Origin of the sequence: Actinomadura decatromicini (genome assembly GCF_008121305.1) — a bacterium.
Classification (GTDB): Bacteria; Actinomycetota; Actinomycetes; order Streptosporangiales; family Streptosporangiaceae; genus Spirillospora; species Spirillospora syzygii.
Genome location: NZ_VSRQ01000002.1, coordinates 924,231 through 942,816 on the forward strand (window position 1 = coordinate 924,231; position 18,586 = coordinate 942,816).

General features: G+C 69.3%; 17 protein-coding genes and 1 riboswitch. Of the genes, 11 read left to right on the forward strand and 6 right to left on the reverse strand.

Annotation, left to right across the window (positions count from 1 at the left end; translation table 11 throughout):
• Positions 1 to 19 precede the first annotated feature (19 nt).
• A complete protein-coding gene (locus FXF68_RS12040; RefSeq protein ID WP_148758981.1) occupies positions 20 to 1,042 on the reverse strand; it encodes a LacI family DNA-binding transcriptional regulator in 1,023 nt (340 codons plus the stop codon).
• Positions 1,043 to 1,534: 492 nt separating this feature from the next.
• Between FXF68_RS12040 and FXF68_RS12045 the strand changes: the two genes are divergently transcribed.
• The gene (locus FXF68_RS12045; RefSeq protein WP_067902439.1) at positions 1,535 to 1,765 is read left to right on the forward strand and encodes a transcriptional regulator; all 231 of its coding nucleotides are present in this window, start codon (positions 1,535 to 1,537) and stop codon (positions 1,763 to 1,765) included.
• A gap of 308 nt (positions 1,766 to 2,073) precedes the next feature.
• Here FXF68_RS12045 and FXF68_RS12050 read toward each other — a convergent pair whose 3' ends face one another.
• Positions 2,074 to 3,081 carry a C40 family peptidase gene (locus tag FXF68_RS12050; protein ID WP_246178640.1) on the reverse strand — a complete coding sequence of 336 codons (1,008 nt, stop codon included), beginning with the start codon at positions 3,079 to 3,081 and terminating at the stop codon, positions 2,074 to 2,076.
• 55 nt (positions 3,082 to 3,136) lie between these two features.
• Positions 3,137 to 3,335: riboswitch (cyclic di-AMP (ydaO/yuaA leader) on the reverse strand.
• Positions 3,336 to 3,537: 202 nt separating this feature from the next.
• Between FXF68_RS12050 and FXF68_RS12055 the strand changes: the two genes are divergently transcribed.
• The 6 genes from FXF68_RS12055 (at position 3,538) to FXF68_RS12080 (ending at position 10,655) form a co-directional block, all read left to right on the forward strand.
• Complete coding sequence (locus tag FXF68_RS12055) at positions 3,538 to 4,059, forward strand: amino-acid N-acetyltransferase (protein WP_425458594.1); 522 nt, start codon at positions 3,538 to 3,540, stop codon at positions 4,057 to 4,059.
• A 4-nt stretch (positions 4,060 to 4,063) separates the two neighbouring features.
• Positions 4,064 to 4,888: an RDD family protein gene (locus FXF68_RS44435; RefSeq protein ID WP_148758983.1), complete on the forward strand. Its 825-nt coding sequence runs from the start codon at positions 4,064 to 4,066 to the stop codon at positions 4,886 to 4,888.
• Between the two features lie 6 nt (positions 4,889 to 4,894).
• Positions 4,895 to 5,584: an RDD family protein gene (locus FXF68_RS43810; RefSeq protein ID WP_246178642.1), complete on the forward strand. Its 690-nt coding sequence runs from the start codon at positions 4,895 to 4,897 to the stop codon at positions 5,582 to 5,584.
• Between the two features lie 1,078 nt (positions 5,585 to 6,662).
• A complete protein-coding gene (locus tag FXF68_RS12070) occupies positions 6,663 to 6,986 on the forward strand; it encodes a histone-like nucleoid-structuring protein Lsr2 (RefSeq protein ID WP_067902453.1) in 324 nt (107 codons plus the stop codon).
• A gap of 620 nt (positions 6,987 to 7,606) precedes the next feature.
• Complete coding sequence (locus FXF68_RS12075) at positions 7,607 to 10,141, forward strand: ATP-dependent Clp protease ATP-binding subunit (protein WP_148758984.1); 2,535 nt, start codon at positions 7,607 to 7,609, stop codon at positions 10,139 to 10,141.
• A 109-nt stretch (positions 10,142 to 10,250) separates the two neighbouring features.
• Positions 10,251 to 10,655: a VOC family protein gene (locus tag FXF68_RS12080; protein ID WP_148758985.1), complete on the forward strand. Its 405-nt coding sequence runs from the start codon at positions 10,251 to 10,253 to the stop codon at positions 10,653 to 10,655.
• 150 nt (positions 10,656 to 10,805) lie between these two features.
• Here the strand turns inward: FXF68_RS12080 and FXF68_RS12085 are convergent, their stop codons facing one another.
• Complete coding sequence (locus FXF68_RS12085; protein WP_148758986.1) at positions 10,806 to 11,108, reverse strand: hypothetical protein; 303 nt, start codon at positions 11,106 to 11,108, stop codon at positions 10,806 to 10,808.
• Between the two features lie 378 nt (positions 11,109 to 11,486).
• Here FXF68_RS12085 and FXF68_RS12090 point away from each other — a divergent pair, with 378 nt between their 5' ends.
• Positions 11,487 to 12,113, forward strand: coding sequence for an ArsR family transcriptional regulator (locus tag FXF68_RS12090; protein ID WP_148758987.1), 627 nt, complete (start codon positions 11,487 to 11,489; stop codon positions 12,111 to 12,113).
• A 201-nt stretch (positions 12,114 to 12,314) separates the two neighbouring features.
• Here the strand turns inward: FXF68_RS12090 and add are convergent, their stop codons facing one another.
• On the reverse strand, positions 12,315 to 13,295 hold the full coding sequence (add, locus tag FXF68_RS12095) for an adenosine deaminase (RefSeq protein WP_148758988.1): 981 nt from the start codon (positions 13,293 to 13,295) through the stop codon (positions 12,315 to 12,317).
• Positions 13,296 to 13,548: 253 nt separating this feature from the next.
• Here add and FXF68_RS12100 point away from each other — a divergent pair, with 253 nt between their 5' ends.
• Positions 13,549 to 14,913: a serine/threonine-protein kinase gene (locus tag FXF68_RS12100; protein WP_281292202.1), complete on the forward strand. Its 1,365-nt coding sequence runs from the start codon at positions 13,549 to 13,551 to the stop codon at positions 14,911 to 14,913.
• Positions 14,914 to 14,940: 27 nt separating this feature from the next.
• On the opposite strand, the gene FXF68_RS12105 is transcribed toward FXF68_RS12100, so the two are convergent.
• Complete coding sequence (locus tag FXF68_RS12105; protein ID WP_148758990.1) at positions 14,941 to 15,828, reverse strand: HhH-GPD family protein; 888 nt, start codon at positions 15,826 to 15,828, stop codon at positions 14,941 to 14,943.
• Positions 15,829 to 15,897: 69 nt separating this feature from the next.
• Between FXF68_RS12105 and FXF68_RS12110 the strand changes: the two genes are divergently transcribed.
• Together FXF68_RS12110 and FXF68_RS12115 are read left to right on the forward strand one after the other, a co-directional pair.
• Positions 15,898 to 16,515, forward strand: coding sequence for a hypothetical protein (locus FXF68_RS12110; protein WP_148758991.1), 618 nt, complete (start codon positions 15,898 to 15,900; stop codon positions 16,513 to 16,515).
• 80 nt (positions 16,516 to 16,595) lie between these two features.
• Entirely contained in the window at positions 16,596 to 17,267 is a 672-nt protein-coding gene (locus FXF68_RS12115) for a hypothetical protein (protein ID WP_148758992.1), read from the forward strand.
• Between the two features lie 135 nt (positions 17,268 to 17,402).
• On the opposite strand, the gene disA is transcribed toward FXF68_RS12115, so the two are convergent.
• The gene (disA, locus tag FXF68_RS12120) at positions 17,403 to 18,485 is read right to left on the reverse strand and encodes a DNA integrity scanning diadenylate cyclase DisA (protein ID WP_148758993.1); all 1,083 of its coding nucleotides are present in this window, start codon (positions 18,483 to 18,485) and stop codon (positions 17,403 to 17,405) included.
• Positions 18,486 to 18,586: the final 101 nt, after the last annotated feature.

Genomic DNA, 18,586 nt, shown 5'->3' on the forward strand with positions numbered 1-18,586 from the left:
CGGGGGCCGTGCCGGAGGGTCAGGCGCTTTCGCGGATGACGAGATCGGGTCTGAGAACCACCTGCCGGTGTTGGTGAGACTTCCCTTCTCCCAGTTCGGCCAGGGCGAGTTCGGCGGCCTCCCAGCCGAGCTCGCGCCGGGGCTGGCGGATCGTGGTGAGCGGGACGGCGGCGCTCGCCGCCAGCTCGATGTCGTCGTAGCCGATGACCGCGATGTCCTCCGGCACCCGCGCGCCGACCCTGATCAGCTCGTTGATCAGCCCGATGGCGAGCAGGTCGTTGGCGCAGAACACGCCGTCCGGACGCGGCGACATCGCCAGGACCTCGTGCGCGGCGGCCTGGCCCTCGGTGGGGCTGAGCGCGTCCTGCACCAGGGTCGCGGGCTTGCCGAAGCCGGCCTCGACGATCGTCCGGGCGGCGCCGTCGCGGCGTTCGACGCAGGGCTGCGGCTCCGGCACGCCGGTCACGAACGCGATCCGCTCGCGGCCGATGCCGAGCAGGTGCGCGGCCGCGATCTCACCGCCCGCGACGTGGTCGACCTGGGCCGAGCAGACCTCGGCGGCGTCGCGGTCGATCAGCACCACGGTCATCCCGGCCGCGCGCAGCCGGGAGATGTCGCGGGCGCTGAGCCCGACGGGGATGATCAGCACCCCCGCCGCGTTCTGCTCCTCCAGCAGCGTCACCGAGCGCCGTTCCTTGGCGGCGGAGTGGTCGCTCGACAGCCACAGGGCGTCGTGGCCCGCCGCGTTCAGCGCGGCCTCGGCCCCCCGGGCGACGTCGCTCGCGTACGGGTTGGTGAGGTCCTCGACGACGACGCCGAACGCGCGGCGCGGCTGGTCGCCGAACTCGCCCGCGGTGTTTTCGGGGCGCCGCCGGAGCCGGCGGGCGGACTCGTTCCGCACGAATCCGAGCTCCTCGATCGCGGCCCGAACACGGTCACGGGTAGCTTCGGCCACGAGGTCTGGCCGGTTTAGGACATTCGAAACGGTCCCAACTGAGACCCCAGCTCGCCTCGCGACTTCACGAATACTGGTCTGCGGCAACTCGCTCCTCGTCCCGTCCAGGGCGTGTTTTCCCAGGTAGTGGAGTTTTGCACAGCGTGCGGACGAATACTCGACCACGCATAGTGACGATTCGCGCACACAGTGCACTGAACCAGCGCTTGACGGGCCGGATCCGGCCGCCTAGCGTTCCGAGCCGAAGCGTAGCTTGAAACGATTCATGATCTTCGTCCGCGGCGAGATCAGGCGAGTCCGACGAGAAAGGACGGGTGCGGATGGCTGGCGATCTCATCCCGTCTCCCTCAGACGACCAACGAGTGAATCGTCACCCGGAGTTCCCCCGAACGAGCCCGCAATCGGCCATGCGGCCACCTCCGGCCAAGCGCGCCAGACAGCAAAGGAACCCGATGATCTGAGTCCGGAGGGCTCCGGACCCGGCAACCCAACGCGCGTACAGAGATCGAGAACCAACCCGTGCCTGTGCAGCGGACGGCTGCATCCCCGCGGTCATCACCACGGACGAGGGAGGACGGAGTGGAACAGGCCACACTCGCACGTCGTGGCACCGACGATTTCGGGCTGAGCGAGGAGGAGATCCGGCTGCTCGCCCAGATCGCCAGCGGTGTCACCGCCGATGTGGCGGCACGCAAGCTGGAATTGAGCGCACGGACCTTGCGGCGCCGGTTGCGGACGATCTGCGACCGCCTGGAGGTCAACACCCCTATCGAGGCCGTTGTGTGGGCGGCCCGGAGGCAGCTCATCTAGCGGCGGCCCAGGACGCCCGCCTGGGGACGGCGGGCGTCGGCAGGAAGCAAGGCGGCGAGCCCAGACGAATTCCGTCCGACCCCGCAGCGGCGGCGTCGACGTCCTGACAGGTAGGTCCCTGCAGGAGGCGTCGCCGCGGACGGTGTTCAAAAGCCCGCCCGCGGAGTTCACAGGCGTGCCCATCGCGCTCATACGGGCATGCCTTCCCCCACAGGCAAGCCGAACCCTTCAAGCATGCTTTGGACGCACATCCATTGGCCCATGCGGAAACGCACTCGTGACGTGTGGTCCTCAGAGCCCGAGACGAATCAGGCCACTCGGACGCCGCCGGCGAAGGGGCGTCCGGACATCGAGGCTATTTTCACGACGTCGCCGGTGTGCGGCGCGTGCAGCATCTTGCCTCCCCCGACGTAGATCCCCATGTGGTGGAGGTCGGAGTAGAAGAAGACGAGGTCGCCCGGTTGCAGTTCACTGCGTGACACATGGGTGCCCGCGTTCCACTGGCTGCCCGTGTAGTGCGGCAGGTTGATGCCGACCTGCTTGTAGGCCCACATCGTCAAACCGGAGCAGTCGAAGGACGTCGGACCCGCGGCGCCCCACACGTACGGGCGGCCTATCTTGCCCATCGCGTAGCGCAGCGCCTGAGCGGCCTTCCCCGTGCCGATGACGGGGAGGCTGGCGAGCTGGGACGGATCCCGGTCGACGAGCTTCCCGCGCACCTTCTCGTAGGTGTCGGTGACCTTCTTGCGCTGCGAGTCGAGTTCCGTGCGCAGTTGCTTCACCTGCTGGGCGCGCGCCTCGGCGGCCTTGCGCGCGCGCTGGGCGGCCTGCATCGCCTGCATCAGACCCAGCACTTTCGTGCTGTCCTGCTTGGCGAAGTAGTTCAGGGTGGCGGCCTGGTCGAGGACGGCCTGCGGGTCCTGGGAGGCGACGAACGAAACGGCGGGGTCGGAACCGCCCTGCATGTAGCTGGTCGCGGCCAGCGCGCCGACCTTCTCCCGGATGCCCTGGAGCGACTTCTCCTGCCGCTCCGCGTTCTCCGTGGCGACCTTGGCGGCGCGCTGCGACTGGGCCAGCTTCACCTTGAGCCCGTTGTACTGCTCGGTGAGCCGCTCCAGGTCGTCGGCGAGCTTGAGCGCCTTGGCCCGGAGCTCCTTCGTGGACGGCTCGGGGTCGGCGTGGGCGACGGCGATCGTGTGCGGGCTGATCGCGTGCGGCGCCGCCGAGAGGGCCACCAGCGCGCCGGCCAGCACGGCCGCCCGGCCGCGGAACCGGCCCGCGCGGCGGGACGGCGGCGCGGCGCCGGAAGGCGTCACGGAGCGGGAACGCGCAGATCGTTGAAAGGAAGCAGGGCGCGACGGCTCCACTGAGATCTCCTCTCCTCGTCCGCCTACCGAGTTAGCTGACGGGTTAGGGCCGGAGCAGCCCGTCCGCGGGCACGCGCGGATCGGACCACGCGGCTGCGGATTCACCCCTCACGGGCCGAGGGTGCTCCCCCGAACACTCCGGAAGTGGGTCCCCGGCTCCTCGGGGCGCTGGTTGCGGCCCGGGGACTCGGCGGTTCGGCCTTCGTCCAGCGAACGGCCGACATCAGCGATGGACACTAACGGAACACGCTTCGGATGCCAACCAGAACCCGTGAAATCGCAGGTCGCGCCGCCGTTTCGCGACGGAGTCCGGCGTGTGCGAGCCGGGTGGGCGCGCACCGGGAGCCTGCGGAGCGCAGGTCAGGAGGCCGGTGAAGTGCCCGCATTCGATAATCTCGCCTGATTGTGGAGGTCGTGATCCGGCGTGCCCGTACCGCCGATGTCCAGGAGATACGCAGGCTGGTCGATCTGTATGCCGGCTCGGGACGACGCATGCTGAAGAAGTCCACCGTGAAGCTGTACGAGGACGTCCAGGAGTTCTGGGTGGCGGAGGACGTCCAGGGCGGCGCGCCGGGACGGGTGGTCGGCTGCGGGGCCCTGCACGTCATGTGGGAGGACCTCGCCGAGGTCCGCTCGGTCGCCGTCGACGGGGCCTATGGCGGACGCGGCATCGGCCACCGAATCGTCACCCGTCTTCTGGAGACGGCACGGGAACTGGGCGTGCGGAGGCTGTTCTGTCTTACCTTCGAGGTGGACTTCTTCGCCCGGCACGGTTTCGAGAAACTCCTGGGGACCCCGGTGTCGCCAGAGGTGTACGAGGAGCTTCTCCGTTCCTACGACGAAGGCGTTGCGGAGTTCTTGGACCTTGATCGGGTCAAGCCCAATACGTTGGGCAACACCCGGATGTTGCTTCGCCTGGAGGATTGACCCGATGAGCGATTCCCGCGACCGTGGCGGGCCGTACCAGCCGCCGCAGGGGCAGGGGTCCTATGGCCCCCCGCCTCCGTACCAAGGTCCTCAAGGGCAACAGCCTCAGCAACAGCGGCAACCCCAGCAGCAATGGCAACAACCTCCTCAGACCCAGCAGCAATGGCAACAGCCCCAGCAACAGGGTTGGGGACAGCAGCCTCCGTACGACGAGTCGTACGGTGCGTCCCACGACCAGTACGGGGGCGGCTCCTACGGGGACGACCTGGCGCTCGCTCCGATCCTGCGGCGCGCGGGCGCCCGGATCATCGACAACGCTCTCGTGGCGGTCTTCGGGTTCGCCCTCGTCCTCCCCATCACGATCGGTGTGCTCGGGCTGGACAAGCCAGGCAGCAAGACGGAGGACGACGGGGGGATATGGAACTGGCCCATCATCTTCACCCTCTTCTGTGTCCTGTCGGTGCTGCCGTTCCTCTATGAGGCCGTCCAGTTGTCCATGTCAGGGCGGACGCTGGGGAAGCGTGTGATGGGGCTCGGGATCGTCCAGTCCCCTGGGGGACAGCCACTCACCACCACCCAGGCCGTCTGGCGCGCTGGGATCGTGCATGTGGGCTACCAGCTCGGTGTCTTCTTCTTCCTCGTCGTAGCGGTGATGGTGTGGGACTACGCCGCCTACGGGATGCTGCTGGTCTGGGCGGGTGCGCTGATGGCCTACCTGTGGGCGATCTGGGACCAGCCCCTGCACCAGGCCCTCCATGACCGCTTCGCCGGCACCCTCGTCATCGACGAGCGGGCCGGATACGACGAATACGACGAGTACACGGAATAGGGCCCCATGGAGGCACCCCTCGCCGAACCGGGGCAGCGCCTCCTGGCGCGCATCATCGACACGCTCGTCGTCGGCCTGCCCGTCATCATCGTCGTCCGCGAACTGGTGTCCGGGCACACCGTGGACATCGTCGCCCCACCCGTGGTGGCGGGATGCACGCTCCTCTACGAGGCGATCCAGTTGGCCCTCTGGGGGCGGACGATCGGGAAGCGCCTCGCCGGTATAGAAGTCGTCATCGACCCCACGGGCCCTTCCCTATCCGCAAGGACGCTCAGGGGCGAGGCAGGCGAGGCCGTGCCGGGAGACCGTCCTGTGCCCACGGAGACGCTCGCAGGCGCGGACGGAGCGGCCCGCGCAGGGGGCGATGGGGCGGCGTCGGGTGAGACGGTCACAGAAGCGGCCGCGGAGCCCGTTGCCGAGTCCGCTACCGATAGCGAGTCGGAGGGGCGGAAGCCGGAAAGCGTGCCGATCGGCGACGGAGCTCGTCCGGACGTTCTCCGCGCCGTTCTCCGCGCGGCGATCTATTCGCTGCCGATCGCGGCCCGCCCGATTCCCGTTCTCGGCCTACTCGCCGGGGTCTTCTGGGTCGCGAACGCGGGCGCGCTGTACGAGGGGACGCGGCGTCAGGCCGTCCACGACAGGCTCACCGGGACGCTCGTGGTAAAAAGCGCGCCGAGCGATTCAACGGCCTTCTGAGATCCTCTCCGGCGCTCTCGGCCGCGCTCAGCGGAGAACGATCCCGGCGGCGCGCCGGGGTCGGTTCGCGCGGCCCGAGAGGGCGTGCCGAGCGGGCCCCCGCTTTCGCCGTAGATCGCCGCTCTGTTTCGGACGCCGCGCGTTGCCGGGCCGAATGCCAGCTCGTTCCGGTTACGGCCCCGAATCGCCACGGGATCTGTCACGTCCCGGACGGGCCCTCCGGTTTGGGACGCGCTTCATAGACGTTGCAGTTGCGTCCGTCGGCCCCGCCGCATAGCGCGGGCGACTCAGTTCGGACCGGACGCGGTCTCGCTTGGACCGCTACCTTTCGCGCCACATGTCGCCGGGCTCGGATGAACCGTGTACCGTTCACACGTTGCGCTCCGCCCGGGTCGAAGAAGTGGGATGCGCGGTGGGATTGTGGCGCAATCTCCCGATTTCGGGATCGTCGACTACCGGCGGCTTCCCGGTGGGACCGAGCTCCCGCCGACTTCCCGCCGCCGACGCGGCGGCAAGAGATTTCGGCATCGCCCGACCGGCGGTTATCCGTCCACATCCGCCGGTGGCGGCGTTGATCGGCCGGCGCGCCCCCGCTTGTTACGGGCGGCCGGGCGCATTCCGTCCCCGGCCTGCGGTTTGTGCCGTCGCCCCGGAGTTAATCCCGGTCGGCGGCGCCGGGGCGTCCGCCCTGTTAAGGTCACTCGCGGACCTTTTCGTCGGACGGTCATACGTTAACTCCCCGGCGGCCCGTCCCGGAGAAAGCCCAGGCCGTCCGCAAACGCGGGTCAATGCGTGCGCGCCCGCCCAGGTCAGCACGGTGACGCCGTGACGCCGGTCACGCCGATATCCGTGCCGCGGTCCGCGCCGCAGCGGAGAAATTCAGGCGCCGTGCGTCGTGTCCTCCGCACGCCCGCCGGAGATGCCGGAAACGATGAACGCGATTACTGGCGGTCACCGTGGAAGGAACTTCGTCCAGAGTGTTGGTACTAGACCGGACGATGGAATTGTCATCGACCGACTCTGCGGTATATCTTTGGCAACCGAATGCAGTTTGCTCAAGCCGAAAGGGTCTGTCCCCATGGCACAGAAGGTTCAGGTGCTTCTCGTCGACGACCTCGACGGTGGCGAGGCGGACGAGACCGTAGCGTTCTCGATCGACGGCGCCTCCTACGAGATCGACCTGAGTGGCGCCAACGCGACGAAGCTGCGGGATTCTCTTAAGCCGTTCGTGGAGAAGTCGCGGAAGGCGGGGACGGCCACGCGCCGCCGCCGGCAGCGCGGCGCGTCCTCCCGCGAGCGCAGCGCCGAGATCCGCGCCTGGGCCAAGAACAATGGCATCAAGGTCAATGAGCGCGGTCGCATCCCGGCCCATGTGATCGAACAGTACGAGGCGGCCAACTGACGGCTGAGCCACCGGTGGCCCGTCCCGTTCGCGGGGCGGGCCGCTCGCCGTTTACGGATGGCGGCCGCGCGGCCGTTTGCGATCGCCGGTCGGATGGCGACCGGCTCGCCGTTCGCGGGACGCAGACGTGCCGTTCGGGCCGCGTTCCTTTGGCGTCCGCGCGCGTCATTCAGCGGCCCGCCGGGTCATTCGCCGCGTCGCGGCGACCGTTCGCCGGGCGTTCATGGTTCGCGGGCTCCGTCCCACCGCCGGTATGGACCGCCCGGGCTTCGTCCGGACCGTTCGCCGCGGATCGCGGACGGGCGTTCGCTTGTGGCGTAGAGAAAGATCGGTTTACGCGCGTACGCGGCGCGGTAGTGAGGCGGCGCGGGCGCAACTCCACCCCCAATCGGCACTTCCGGCTCTCGCCCTCGCCCACCTGCGGAAAGCGCCCGTTCGCTTGGGGCGTAGCGGGAACATGACGCACCGATGCGGTAGTTGGATGAGACTGAACAGCGCTTAGCTGGGGAACGTCTCCTGGTGGGAGTGCACCGGGCGGCCTCCTCGGGGCGGGCTAGCATGCGGAAGGACAGTGCCGGACGTTCCGGACTCTGCCCAACCGCTCTGTGAGGAGCGACGAGATGTTCGAGAGGTTCACCGACCGCGCGCGGCGGGTTGTCGTCCTGGCTCAGGAAGAGGCCAGGATGCTCAACCACAACTACATCGGCACCGAGCACATCCTCCTGGGTCTGATCCACGAGGGCGAAGGTGTGGCTGCCAAGGCTCTTGAGAGCCTGGGGATCAGCCTTGAGGCGGTGCGCCAGCAGGTCGAAGAGATCATTGGCCAGGGCCAGCAGGCGCCGTCGGGCCACATCCCGTTCACTCCGCGTGCCAAGAAGGTTCTTGAGCTGTCGCTGCGTGAGGCGTTGCAGCTCGGCCACAACTACATCGGCACCGAGCACATCCTCCTTGGGTTGATCCGTGAGGGTGAGGGTGTCGCGGCACAGGTGCTGGTGAAGCTCGGCGCCGATTTGAACAGGGTGCGCCAGCAGGTCATCCAGTTGCTGCACGGTTACCAGGGCAAGGAGCCGGCCGCCTCCGGCGGTCCTTCCGAGTCCGCTCCCTCCACCTCCCTGGTGCTCGACCAGTTCGGCCGCAACCTGACCCAGGCCGCCCGGGAGGGCAAGCTCGACCCGGTCATCGGCCGCGGTAAAGAGATCGAGCGGGTCATGCAGGTGCTGTCCCGCCGCACCAAGAACAACCCTGTGCTGATCGGCGAGCCCGGCGTCGGCAAGACCGCCGTCGTGGAGGGCCTGGCACAGAAGATCGTCAAGGGCGAGGTGCCCGAGACGCTCAAGGACAAGCAGCTTTACACCCTCGACCTCGGCGCGCTGGTCGCCGGCTCCCGGTACCGCGGTGACTTCGAGGAGCGCCTGAAGAAGGTCCTCAAGGAGATCCGCACCCGCGGCGACATCATCCTGTTCATCGACGAGCTGCACACGCTGGTCGGCGCGGGCGCCGCCGAGGGCGCGATCGACGCCGCGTCCATCCTCAAGCCCATGCTGGCGAGGGGCGAGCTCCAGACGATCGGCGCGACGACCCTCGACGAGTACCGCAAGTACCTGGAGAAGGACGCCGCGCTGGAGCGCCGCTTCCAGCCGATCCAGGTCGCCGAGCCGTCGCTGTCGCACACGATCGAGATCCTCAAGGGCCTGCGGGACCGCTACGAGGCGCACCACCGCGTGTCGATCACCGACAGCGCACTGGTCGCGGCCGCGCAGCTCGCCGACCGCTACATCTCCGACCGGTTCCTGCCCGACAAGGCGATCGACCTGATCGACGAGGCGGGCTCGCGGATGCGGATCCGCCGCATGACCGCGCCGCCGGACCTGCGCGAGTACGACGAGAAGATCGCCGACGTCCGGCGCGACAAGGAGTCCGCGATCGACGCGCAGGACTTCGAGAAGGCCGCCGCGCTGCGCGACTCCGAGAAGCAGCTCCTCGGCCAGAAGGCGCAGCGGGAGAAGGAGTGGAAGGCCGGCGACATGGACGTCGTCGCCGAGGTCACCGACGAGCTGATCGCCGAGGTCCTCGCGACCGCCACCGGCATCCCGGTCTTCAAGCTGACCGAGGAGGAGTCCACGCGGCTGCTCCGCATGGAGGACGAGCTCCACAAGCGGGTCATCGGCCAGGAGGACGCCATCAAGGCGCTGTCCCAGTCGATCCGGCGCACCCGCGCCGGTCTGAAGGACCCGAAGCGCCCCGGCGGCTCGTTCATCTTCGCCGGCCCGTCCGGTGTCGGTAAGACCGAGCTGTCCAAGACGCTGGCGGAGTTCCTGTTCGGCGACGAGGACGCGCTGATCCAGCTCGACATGTCCGAGTTCATGGAGAAGCACACCGTCTCGCGGCTGTTCGGCTCCCCGCCCGGCTACGTCGGGTACGAGGAGGGCGGCCAGCTCACCGAGAAGGTGCGGCGCAAGCCGTTCTCGGTGGTGCTGTTCGACGAGATCGAGAAGGCGCACCAGGACATCTTCAACAGCCTGTTGCAGATCCTGGAGGACGGCCGCCTCACCGACGCCCAGGGCCGCGTCGTGGACTTCAAGAACACCGTCATCATCATGACGACGAACCTGGGGTCCAAGGACATCTCCAAGGGCGTCTCCATGGGGTTCGCCCGGCAGAACGACGAGCAGGGCTCGTACGAGCGGATGAAGGCGAAGGTGTCGGAGGAGCTCAAGCAGCACTTCCGTCCCGAGTTCCTGAACCGCGTCGACGACACGGTCGTGTTCCACCAGCTCACCCCGAAGGAGATCATCCAGATCGTGGATCTGATGATCGCCAAGGTGGACGAGCGGCTCCGCGACCGCGACATGGGCATCGAGCTGCGGCAGGAGGCCAAGGACCTGCTGGCGCTGCGCGGCTACGACCCGGTGCTCGGCGCCCGGCCGCTGCGCCGCACGATCCAGCGGGAGATCGAGGACAACCTGTCCGAGAAGATCCTGTACAGCGAGCTCAAGCCGGGCCAGATCGTGATCGTCGGCACGGAGGGCTTCGACCCCGAGAACCCGGACTCGGCCGAGAACGCCAAGTTCACGTTCAAGGGCGTGCCCAAGCCGGACACGGTTCCGGACAGCCCGCCGCCCATCGAGGGCGCGGTCAACTTCAACAAGGACTGAGCTTCGTCCAGAGGGGCCCGCATCGGATTCGTCCGATGCGGGCCCTTCCGCATGCCCGGCGCCCCTCGGGGCACCATGAGGGGCCGGACGAATTCGCAGGAGCCACCGCATGAGCGACGAAGCGCCACGTATGACCCTGTCCGCCCCTGTGCTGGACGCTCCAGACCCCCGCAAGCTGGCTGACTTCTACCAGCGCCTCCTGGGCTGGAAGGTCGTCCAGGACGAATCTGACTGGGTGAAGCTGCGTCCGCCGAACGGGGGCACGGGCCTGTCGTTCCAGACGGAGCCGATCCATGTGACCCCGACCTGGCCGGCGGTCGCGGGCGAGCAGCAGATCCAGGCCCACCTGGACTTCGAGGTGGAGGACCTGGACACGGCGGGCGCGCACGCGGAGGCCATGGGCGCGGTCCTCGCCGACTGGCAGCCCGACGACGACGTCCGCGTGTACTTGGACCCGGTTGGTCACCCGTTCTGCCTGTTCCTCCGGGAGCCCGAGGCCCCGCTGGAGCCGTAGGCGGTCGTCCACGGGAGGATGACGGCCCTTCTGGCGGGGCGGCATCCGAGGCGCGGACGCGCTGGAGCGCATCCTCGCGCGGTCCGTCGATCAGTGACCGGTCTCCGCGCGAGGATGCGTGATCACGTGCAGCGGTGTCGGGCCCAGGCGTCAGCGCGTGAACCTCACGCTGCGGGCGGTGAGATTGGGATTCTGCTCGTTGGGGTGGACCGTGACCGATCCTCCTTCGCAGTTCTGACCGGTGTAGGCGACGGCGTCGCGGTTGGTCCTGTTGGTGGCGGGCCCGCTGGCGTCGATGTTGTAGCAGGCGTGGTCGGTGGGGTTGAGGAGGGTCTCCGCGACGCCGCCGGGAGTGGAGTATTCGAAGATCCCGGCGGCGGCGACGGCTGGGGCGGCCGTGGCCAGCAAGGCGGCGGCAAGTCCGATACCGACCACGGAGACACGCTTGATCATGAAGTCGCCTTTCATAGATGGCTGGACGCCTAAACACTTATCACTGTCAGTAGTTCTTTGACTACAGTCCGGATGCGTAAAGGGTTGGCGCGGCATCCACAGGGCTGACCTTGATCTGTTGACCTGCGGAAACCGTGTGCTCTGGCTGGCGGCTCGGCGGCGTCCGGTGTGCTGGTGTGCGCCCTGTGCGCGGACGCGTGCTGACGTCGGCCGCTGATCTTCGTGGCGGGGTGCGGGGGCTGGGGACGCTCTCGGATTGTCGGACGCGGGGCATAGGGTTCGAACAAATGATCGAGAGTGTCGGGCTCGACGGCGGTGATGAGGAGGGGGAGTGGTGTGGCGGCGCGGGGTGGGCGTGGCGAAGAAGGGCAGGGTGGGGTGGCTCAGGTCGCGGAGGGGTACGTCGCGGAGGCGTTTCTGCGTGATGTCCGGGCGCGGGCGCCCGCCCAGTTGCCGATCTTCCGGTCACGGCTGCAGGGCGAGTTGTTAGCGCGCTTGCTGCTCGGCCCGGCGCGCGAGCTGGCGATGCTCGATCTCGCCGTGATGCTCCGCACCGACCTGGGCAGCGTCATGCGCGAGGTGGATCGTCAGGCCCGGGCGGGCATTCTCGTCCTGCGCCGCACCTTGGCCGGACGGCTGGTTCAGCGGAACGCCGAGAGCCCGCTGTACGAGCCGCTCGCCCATCTCCTGATGCTGACGTTCGGCCCCGCGGCGGTGGTGGCGGAGGAGTTCGGACGGCTGCCGTCCGTCCGCGAGGTCCATCTCTTCGGCGCCTGGGCGGAACGGTATGAGCACGTCCCCGGTGACCAGCCGACCGACGTGGAGGTCCTGGTCATCGGTGACCTTGCTCCGGACGTCGCGTTCGACACCGCTCAGGAGGCCGCCGCCCGTCTCGCGCTCCCCGTGCACCCGGTCGTCCGCACCGCGTCCCAGTGGAAGGACGACACCGATCCGTTCCTCCGCGAAATCCGCACCGGACCGCTGGTACGAGTCCACCCTCCATGAGCCCTAACCGGCCCTCTCGGCTATGGAATGACGGCGTGCCCGCTGCTGGGTGCCGGTCGTGCAGGCGCTGGGTCTGCGGACCCTGCGGGCAGCATGGCTGTCGGATTGGTGGCTGCTTCGTCGTTCGTGGCGGGGGACGGGGTGGTCGGGGCCCGTGCGAGGGGTGGGAGAGGGCTTCGAGGGGTGCGTAAAGGGCTTCGTCTATGGGGCTGGGGTGGTTAGCCAGGTGTCTAGGGCTTGGTGAAGTTGGACCTTGGTGGAGGCGGGGGCGAAAGAGGCGTCTACGCCGGCGCGGGCTAGGGCGGCGAGGGTGTGGTCGTCGTAGGCGAAGGTGTCGCGGACGCGGGCGTATTCGGTGGCGAGCGGGGTGTCGATCAAGGCGGGGATGTCGGTGTTCAGGGTCACGATGAGGCCCGCGTCCAGGAGCCGGGGGAGAGGGTGGTCTTCGAGGGTTGACGCGAAGCCCAGGGCGACGTTGGACGAGGGGCACACCTCAAGGGGGATTCGGCGTTCGCGGACCTCGGCGACGAGGTCCGGGTCGTCCAGGATGCGGATGCCGTGGCCCAGGCGCTCTGTGCGGCCGGGGCCGAGTGCTTGGCGGATGCTGGCCGGGCCTTCGCCCTCGCCCGCGTGGTGGACGACGTGGAGGCCCTCGTCGCGGGCGGCGGCGAAGACGTCGTCGAACGGGTCGCCGGGGTGCGACTCGTCGCCCGCCAGCCCGATGGCGACCACGGCGTCGTGCCGGCGCGCCAGGTCGAGTGTCCGCCAGGCGCGCTCCACGGAGCGGCGCCGGGAGTGGTCGAGGATGAGACGGCATTCGATCCCGAACGCCTCGCGTCCGGCATCGAGTCCTTCCAGGACGGCGGTCAGGGGCATGGCGAGGTCGCCGAGCCTCTCGCCGTGTGCGGCGGCCGTGAAGGAGACTTCTGCGTAGCGGGTGCCTTGGGTCGATTCGTCTTCGCAGAACTCGTAGGCGATCCGCCGGAAGTCGTCGGGCCGTTGCAGGCACGCCCGGACGAGGTCGTTCTGCGCGAAGAAGGCGGCGAAACTGCCGAACGCGCCGATGGCCGCGGGGACCCGCACCCCGTTCGCCGCGCCGATTTCGCGGAGCGTGGCCCGCCGGACGGTGCTCTCCAGATGGACGTGAAGATGGGTCTTGGGCAGGTTCAGCAGATTACGCACCACGGCACCGTACCGACCGGTTCGGGCCTGGCGCCTCAGGTTTTCGTCGGGGGCGGAGACGGCCTGCCGTGCGCCGCGCAAGCTCCGGCGGGCGGGGGAGTCCGGCCTTTTCCGGTCGTCGCGTCCGCGCGAATTGATCAAGAAGTGGATCTGTGGGGCGAGGTGCTTTCTCCGATAAGATCTTCTGGCTTCAGCGGATGGGAATGAAGGCGGGTGCCGGGTGGAGTCCCTACGGCCGAGCGATCCACGCCAAGTGGGAAGATACCGTTTGTCGGGCAGGCTCGGCGCGGGTGGGATGGGCGAAGTGTTCTTCGGCCTGACGCCTGGCGGACGGCCGGTCGCGGTGAAACTCATTCACCAGGTCCACGCCACGAATCCTGAGTTCCGGCGCCGATTCCGGTCGGAGATCGAGGCGGCCCGAAAGGTCAACGGGTTGCATACGGCCGGTGTCGTCGATGCCGACCCCGCCGCCGATCCGCCGTGGATGGTCACTGCATTTATCGCGGGGCCGTCACTGGAGCGGGCTCTCGCTGAACATGGTCCGTTTCCGGACGCCACTTTGCGCGTTCTCGGTGCCGGGATCGCCGAGGCACTGGAGGCCATCCACGAAGCCGGGCTCATTCATCGGGATCTCAAACCGTCCAATATCCTGCTCGGTGCTGATGGGCCGCGGGTGATCGACTTCGGTATCGCCCGTGCCACGGACGCATCCCAGGCGACCGCGATGGCGGGCACCCCGGGCTTCATGTCTCCCGAGATACTCACCGGGGAATCGCTCACCCCGGCGGCCGACATCTTCGCCTTCGGTCTGGTCCTGGCCCACGCAGCTGGAGTGCGGCCTTTCGGTGAGGGGCCGCAGCCCGCATTGAGCTATCGGATCGTCCACCAAGAGCCCAGCCTCGCCGGGTTGGAGCACGGTCTCGGTGAAATCATCGGGCGGTGCTTGGCGAAAAGTCCGACGGCGCGGCCGACGCCCGCGCAGCTTTTGCAGGAGCTCGCTCCGTCGATATTGGGCGGTTCCTGGCTTCCGGCTCCGGTCCAGACCATGATCGACCAACAAGCGCCGAAAATGCCGTCCGAGATGCCGCGGAATTCCGCCGATGCCGTTGCTGGGAGTCCGGCCCTCGCGAGTCCTGCGCCTGTGGTCCCGGAGAGAGTCGTCGAGGCGGGCTCGCCGAATCCTGGCCATGCGGAGCCGCGGAAATCTCCTCCTGCCCGGGCGGAGTCGCGGAAATCTCCTTCTGCCCGCCCGCGGAAACCCGCTCCTAAGAATCCGCAGAGGGCTCGGGGAACGGCAGGGCCGCCCGTGGCTCAGCGTCCGCAATCCGGTCAGGGGAAGGAATGGCGGTTCCGCGTCCTTTCCCTGCTCGCGATCGTGGTCCTCGTCCCGAGCCTGGCCATGCTCGTCCTCGGGGCCGCGGAGGGAGTGCAGCAAGTGCAGGGAGGCTGCAGTCTCTTCGCGGCCAGGGCGAACGCCGCCGAGGCGGCCGGGCCGACCGCTCCGCCCCTCGCGGCCTGTGCCGAGAGCAACTCCGCAGCGGAGATCCTGCTGGGCGTGCTCGGCCTGGGCATCGGCGTCTCCCTGGCCGTCGGCGCCAGAAACCGCCGCCAACCCTGACCCGCACCCCAGCCAACGGAGGGTCGGTCAGGTGGGGAGGGTGTAGTGGTCGTCGTCCAAGGGGGCGACCAGACCGTCGGCTACCAGGGTGTCCAGGGCGCGTTCGCGTTGGGTCGCGTCCGACCAGACCACGTCTATTGCGGGTTTGGGCACGGGCCCCTCGGCGGCGCGGAGGACGGCGAGGATCCGGCCTCGGCATTGGCGGTCCGTGCCCGCGTAGGTCTGGCCGCGGCGCGGCGGGCCCGCGTAGGCGGGACGTCCGTTGCGCTGCCAGGCGCATCGGTCGAAGACCGGGCAGTCGGCGCAGCGCGGCGTCCGGGCCGTGCAGACCAGGGCGCCCAGTTCCATCGCGGCGACCGCCCAGCGCGCGGCGGTCGGGGGATCGACGGGGAGCAGGCTCTCGGCCAGCGCGACCTCGGCCTTCGTCTGCGACTTCGGCGGGTATTCGTCGCCGGAGAGGAGCCGGGCCAGGACGCGGCGGACGTTGGTGTCCAGGACGGCGTGCCGCTGCTTGAACGCGAAACTCGCGACGGCGGCGGCCGTGTAAGCGCCGATCCCGGGCAGGGCGAGGAGGTCCTCGTGCGAGGAGGGGACCTCGCCGCCGTGCCGTTCCGTGATCGCGCGGGCGCTCTCGTGCAGGCGGAGCGCGCGGCGCGGGTAGCCGAGGCGTCCCCAGGCGCGGACGGCCTCGCCGGACGGTTCGGCGGCCAGCGCGGCGGGCTCGGGCCAGCGCGTCATCCAGGCGTCCCAGACGGGCAGGACGCGGGCGACCGGGGTCTGCTGGAGCATGATCTCGCTGACGAGGATGCCCCAGGGCGTCGCGTCCGGCGCCCGCCAGGGGAGCTCCCGGGCATTGGCGTCGTACCAGTCGAGGATCGGCGCGGTGTAGGCGGAGTTCAGGACGGTGGAGTTCATGGCGAGCCGCCATTGTGGCACGCGGCGGGTCGTCCCCTCTTTCCGGTTCGCTGAATGCATACTGCCCGTATGGGGGCGCATACGGGGCGTAACGAGAACGGTTCCGGGAGTGATCAGTACTGGCGGCGCCGCGCGGTCGCGCTGGCGTCCGTCCTCGGCGCCACCGGGTTGCTCGCCTGGGCCTGCACCGGCGCCTCGGGGGACGACTCCCCGGCGCGGGACGCGGGCGCCGCCGGGGCGTCGAGCCCGCCCGCCGCGCCGACCGCGATGCCCACGGTCACCGTCACCGCGACGACCACGCCGCGGGCCACGGCGGCGGCCGGAGGTGCGTGCCGGGACCGTGACCTGGTGTTCAGCATGGCGACGTCCCGGACGGCGTACGCCGGGGCGGCCGCTCCCGAGTTCCGGATCACGGTCGTGAACATGGGCGGTGGCTCCTGCACCCTGGACACGGGTTCGCTGGACGTCCGCGTCACGTCCGGCGACGATCGCATCTGGTCGTCCGCCGAATGCCGCCGCGGCGGCACGTCCAAGAAGACCGTCAAGCGGGGCGTCCCCTACGTCGACACCGTCGTCTGGAACCGGAAACGCGGCTGTGCGGGCGGCGGCGCCATTGCCCGTCCCGGCACCTACGTGGCCGCGCTTAAAGACGGAAAGGCCCAGAAAAAGGTCTTTTACCTGCGCTGATCCTGACAGGCATTGCTTTTTGTTTGCGCGGGCGTCGGTAGCGTGGTTGCGGACGAGGCCGGAGTTCGGGGGGAGGCGTGATGTTCGTCCAGATCGTCCAGGGACGGACGACTGATCCGGCTGCCGTGCGGGACGCGTGCGAGGACTGGGTGCGGAAGGTGGCGCCCGGGGCGCGCGGGTGGCTGGGAAGCACGGCGGGTGTCACCGACGACGGGACGTTCGTCGGACTCGTCCGGTTCGAGTCGGGCGAGGCGGCTCGCGCGAACGGGGCCCGGCCGGAGCAGGAGCAGTGGTGGGACGGGGCGTCCCGGCTGTTCGCGGACGGGGTCGTCGTCCACGACTGCGCGGACGTGGAGGTCTTCGGGCAGGGTCCCTCCGACACGGCGGGGTTCGTGCAGATCATCCAGACGAGGGTCCGCGACCGGGAGGCGCTGCGGCCGTTCTGGAGCGAGGAGGAGACGCGGGCCATGGGCGAGTTCCGTCCCGACACGCTCGGCGGGCTGTTCTGCGTCCACCCTGACGGCGGGTGCACGGTCGCGGTCTACTTCACGTCCGAGGAGGAGGCGCGCGCGGGGGAGCGCAAGGAGATGCCGGCGGAGTTGAAGGCGTGGCGGGACGAGGAGATGTCCCACTACGAGGGGGACGCGGAGTTCTTCGACCTGCGGCGCCCCTGGTCGTGGACGGCCGACCGCCGCCCCAGACGCTGGCCGATCCCCGGCCTGCGAAAGTTCTCCAGGGCCCACCACGCATAGCCCTCGCCCATGCCCGGCATTCGCGCCGCGCCGGGTGTTCGCGCCGCGCCGGGTGTTCGCGCCGCGCCCCGAGCTTTCTCGTCGAGCCTTCGCGGTGCGCCGGAGTGTTGGCGTCGCGCGTCCGTGGTGAGGCGGTTAGACGTAGCGTTCGAGGATTGAGGATTCGGCGAGGCGGGAGAGGCCCTCGCGGACGCTGCGGGCGCGGGATTCGCCGACGCCGCCGACGGCTTGGAGGTCGTCGATGCTGGCGGCGAGGAGTTTCTGCAGCCCCCCGAAGTGCTCGACGAGGCGTTCGACGACCATGCTCGGCAGCCGCGGGACCTTGGCGAGGAGCCGGAAGCCCTTCGGGCTGACGGGCAGGTCGAGGGCGTCCGGGCCGGAGAAGCCCATCACCTCGGCGACCGTGGACAGGTCGAGCAGCTCCGTCGCGGAGAGCGTGTCGAGCGCCGTGAGGATGGCGGCGACGCCGCGGGCGCGGGTGTCGTCGGACGGGTAGTCGCGCACGATCAGCTCGCGGTCGACGTCCACGCCGGAGACCAGCTCGTCGAGCTGCAACGACAGCAGGCGGCCGTCCGTGCCGAGCTCGACGACGTAGCCCTCGATCTCGTCGGCGATGCGGCGGACCATCTCCAGGCGCTGGACGACGGCGCTGACGTCCCGGACGGTGACGAGGTCCTCGATCTCCAGCGCCGACAGCGTGCCGGACACCTCGTCCAGCCGCAGTTTGTAGCGTTCGAGCGTGGCGAGGGCCTGGTTGGCCTTGGAGAGGATCGCCGCCGAGTCTTCGAGGACGTAGCGGATGCCGTCGAGGTACAGCGCGATGATGTGCATCGACTGGCTCACCGAGATGACCGGGAACCCGGTCTGGCGGGCGACGCGCTCGGCGGTGCGGTGGCGCGTTCCGGACTCCTCGGTGGGGATGGTGGAGTCGGGCACGAGGTGGACGGCGGCGCGGACGATCCGGTTGCGGGCGTCGTCGAGGACGATCGCGCCGTCCATCTTGGCGAGCTCGCGCAGCCGGGTGGCGGAGAACTCGACGTCGAGTTCGAAGCCGCCCGTGCAGAGGTCCTCGACGGGTGTGTCCCAGCCGAGGACGATCAAGCCGCCGGTGTGGCCCCGCAGGATCCGCTCGAGTCCGTCGCGGATCTGGGTGCCCGGGGCCACCGCTGCCAACGTGGCGCGGCGGCGTTCGTCATGACCCTTGTCGTGTGATGGCACCTGACCCCCGGAGGTCGCTGGACGGCGTCAGTTTACCGAGACGGGCCGCCGGCCGGTTCCTCCCCTGGTCGCAAGCGCGGGCGGCGCGGGGTAATACTCTG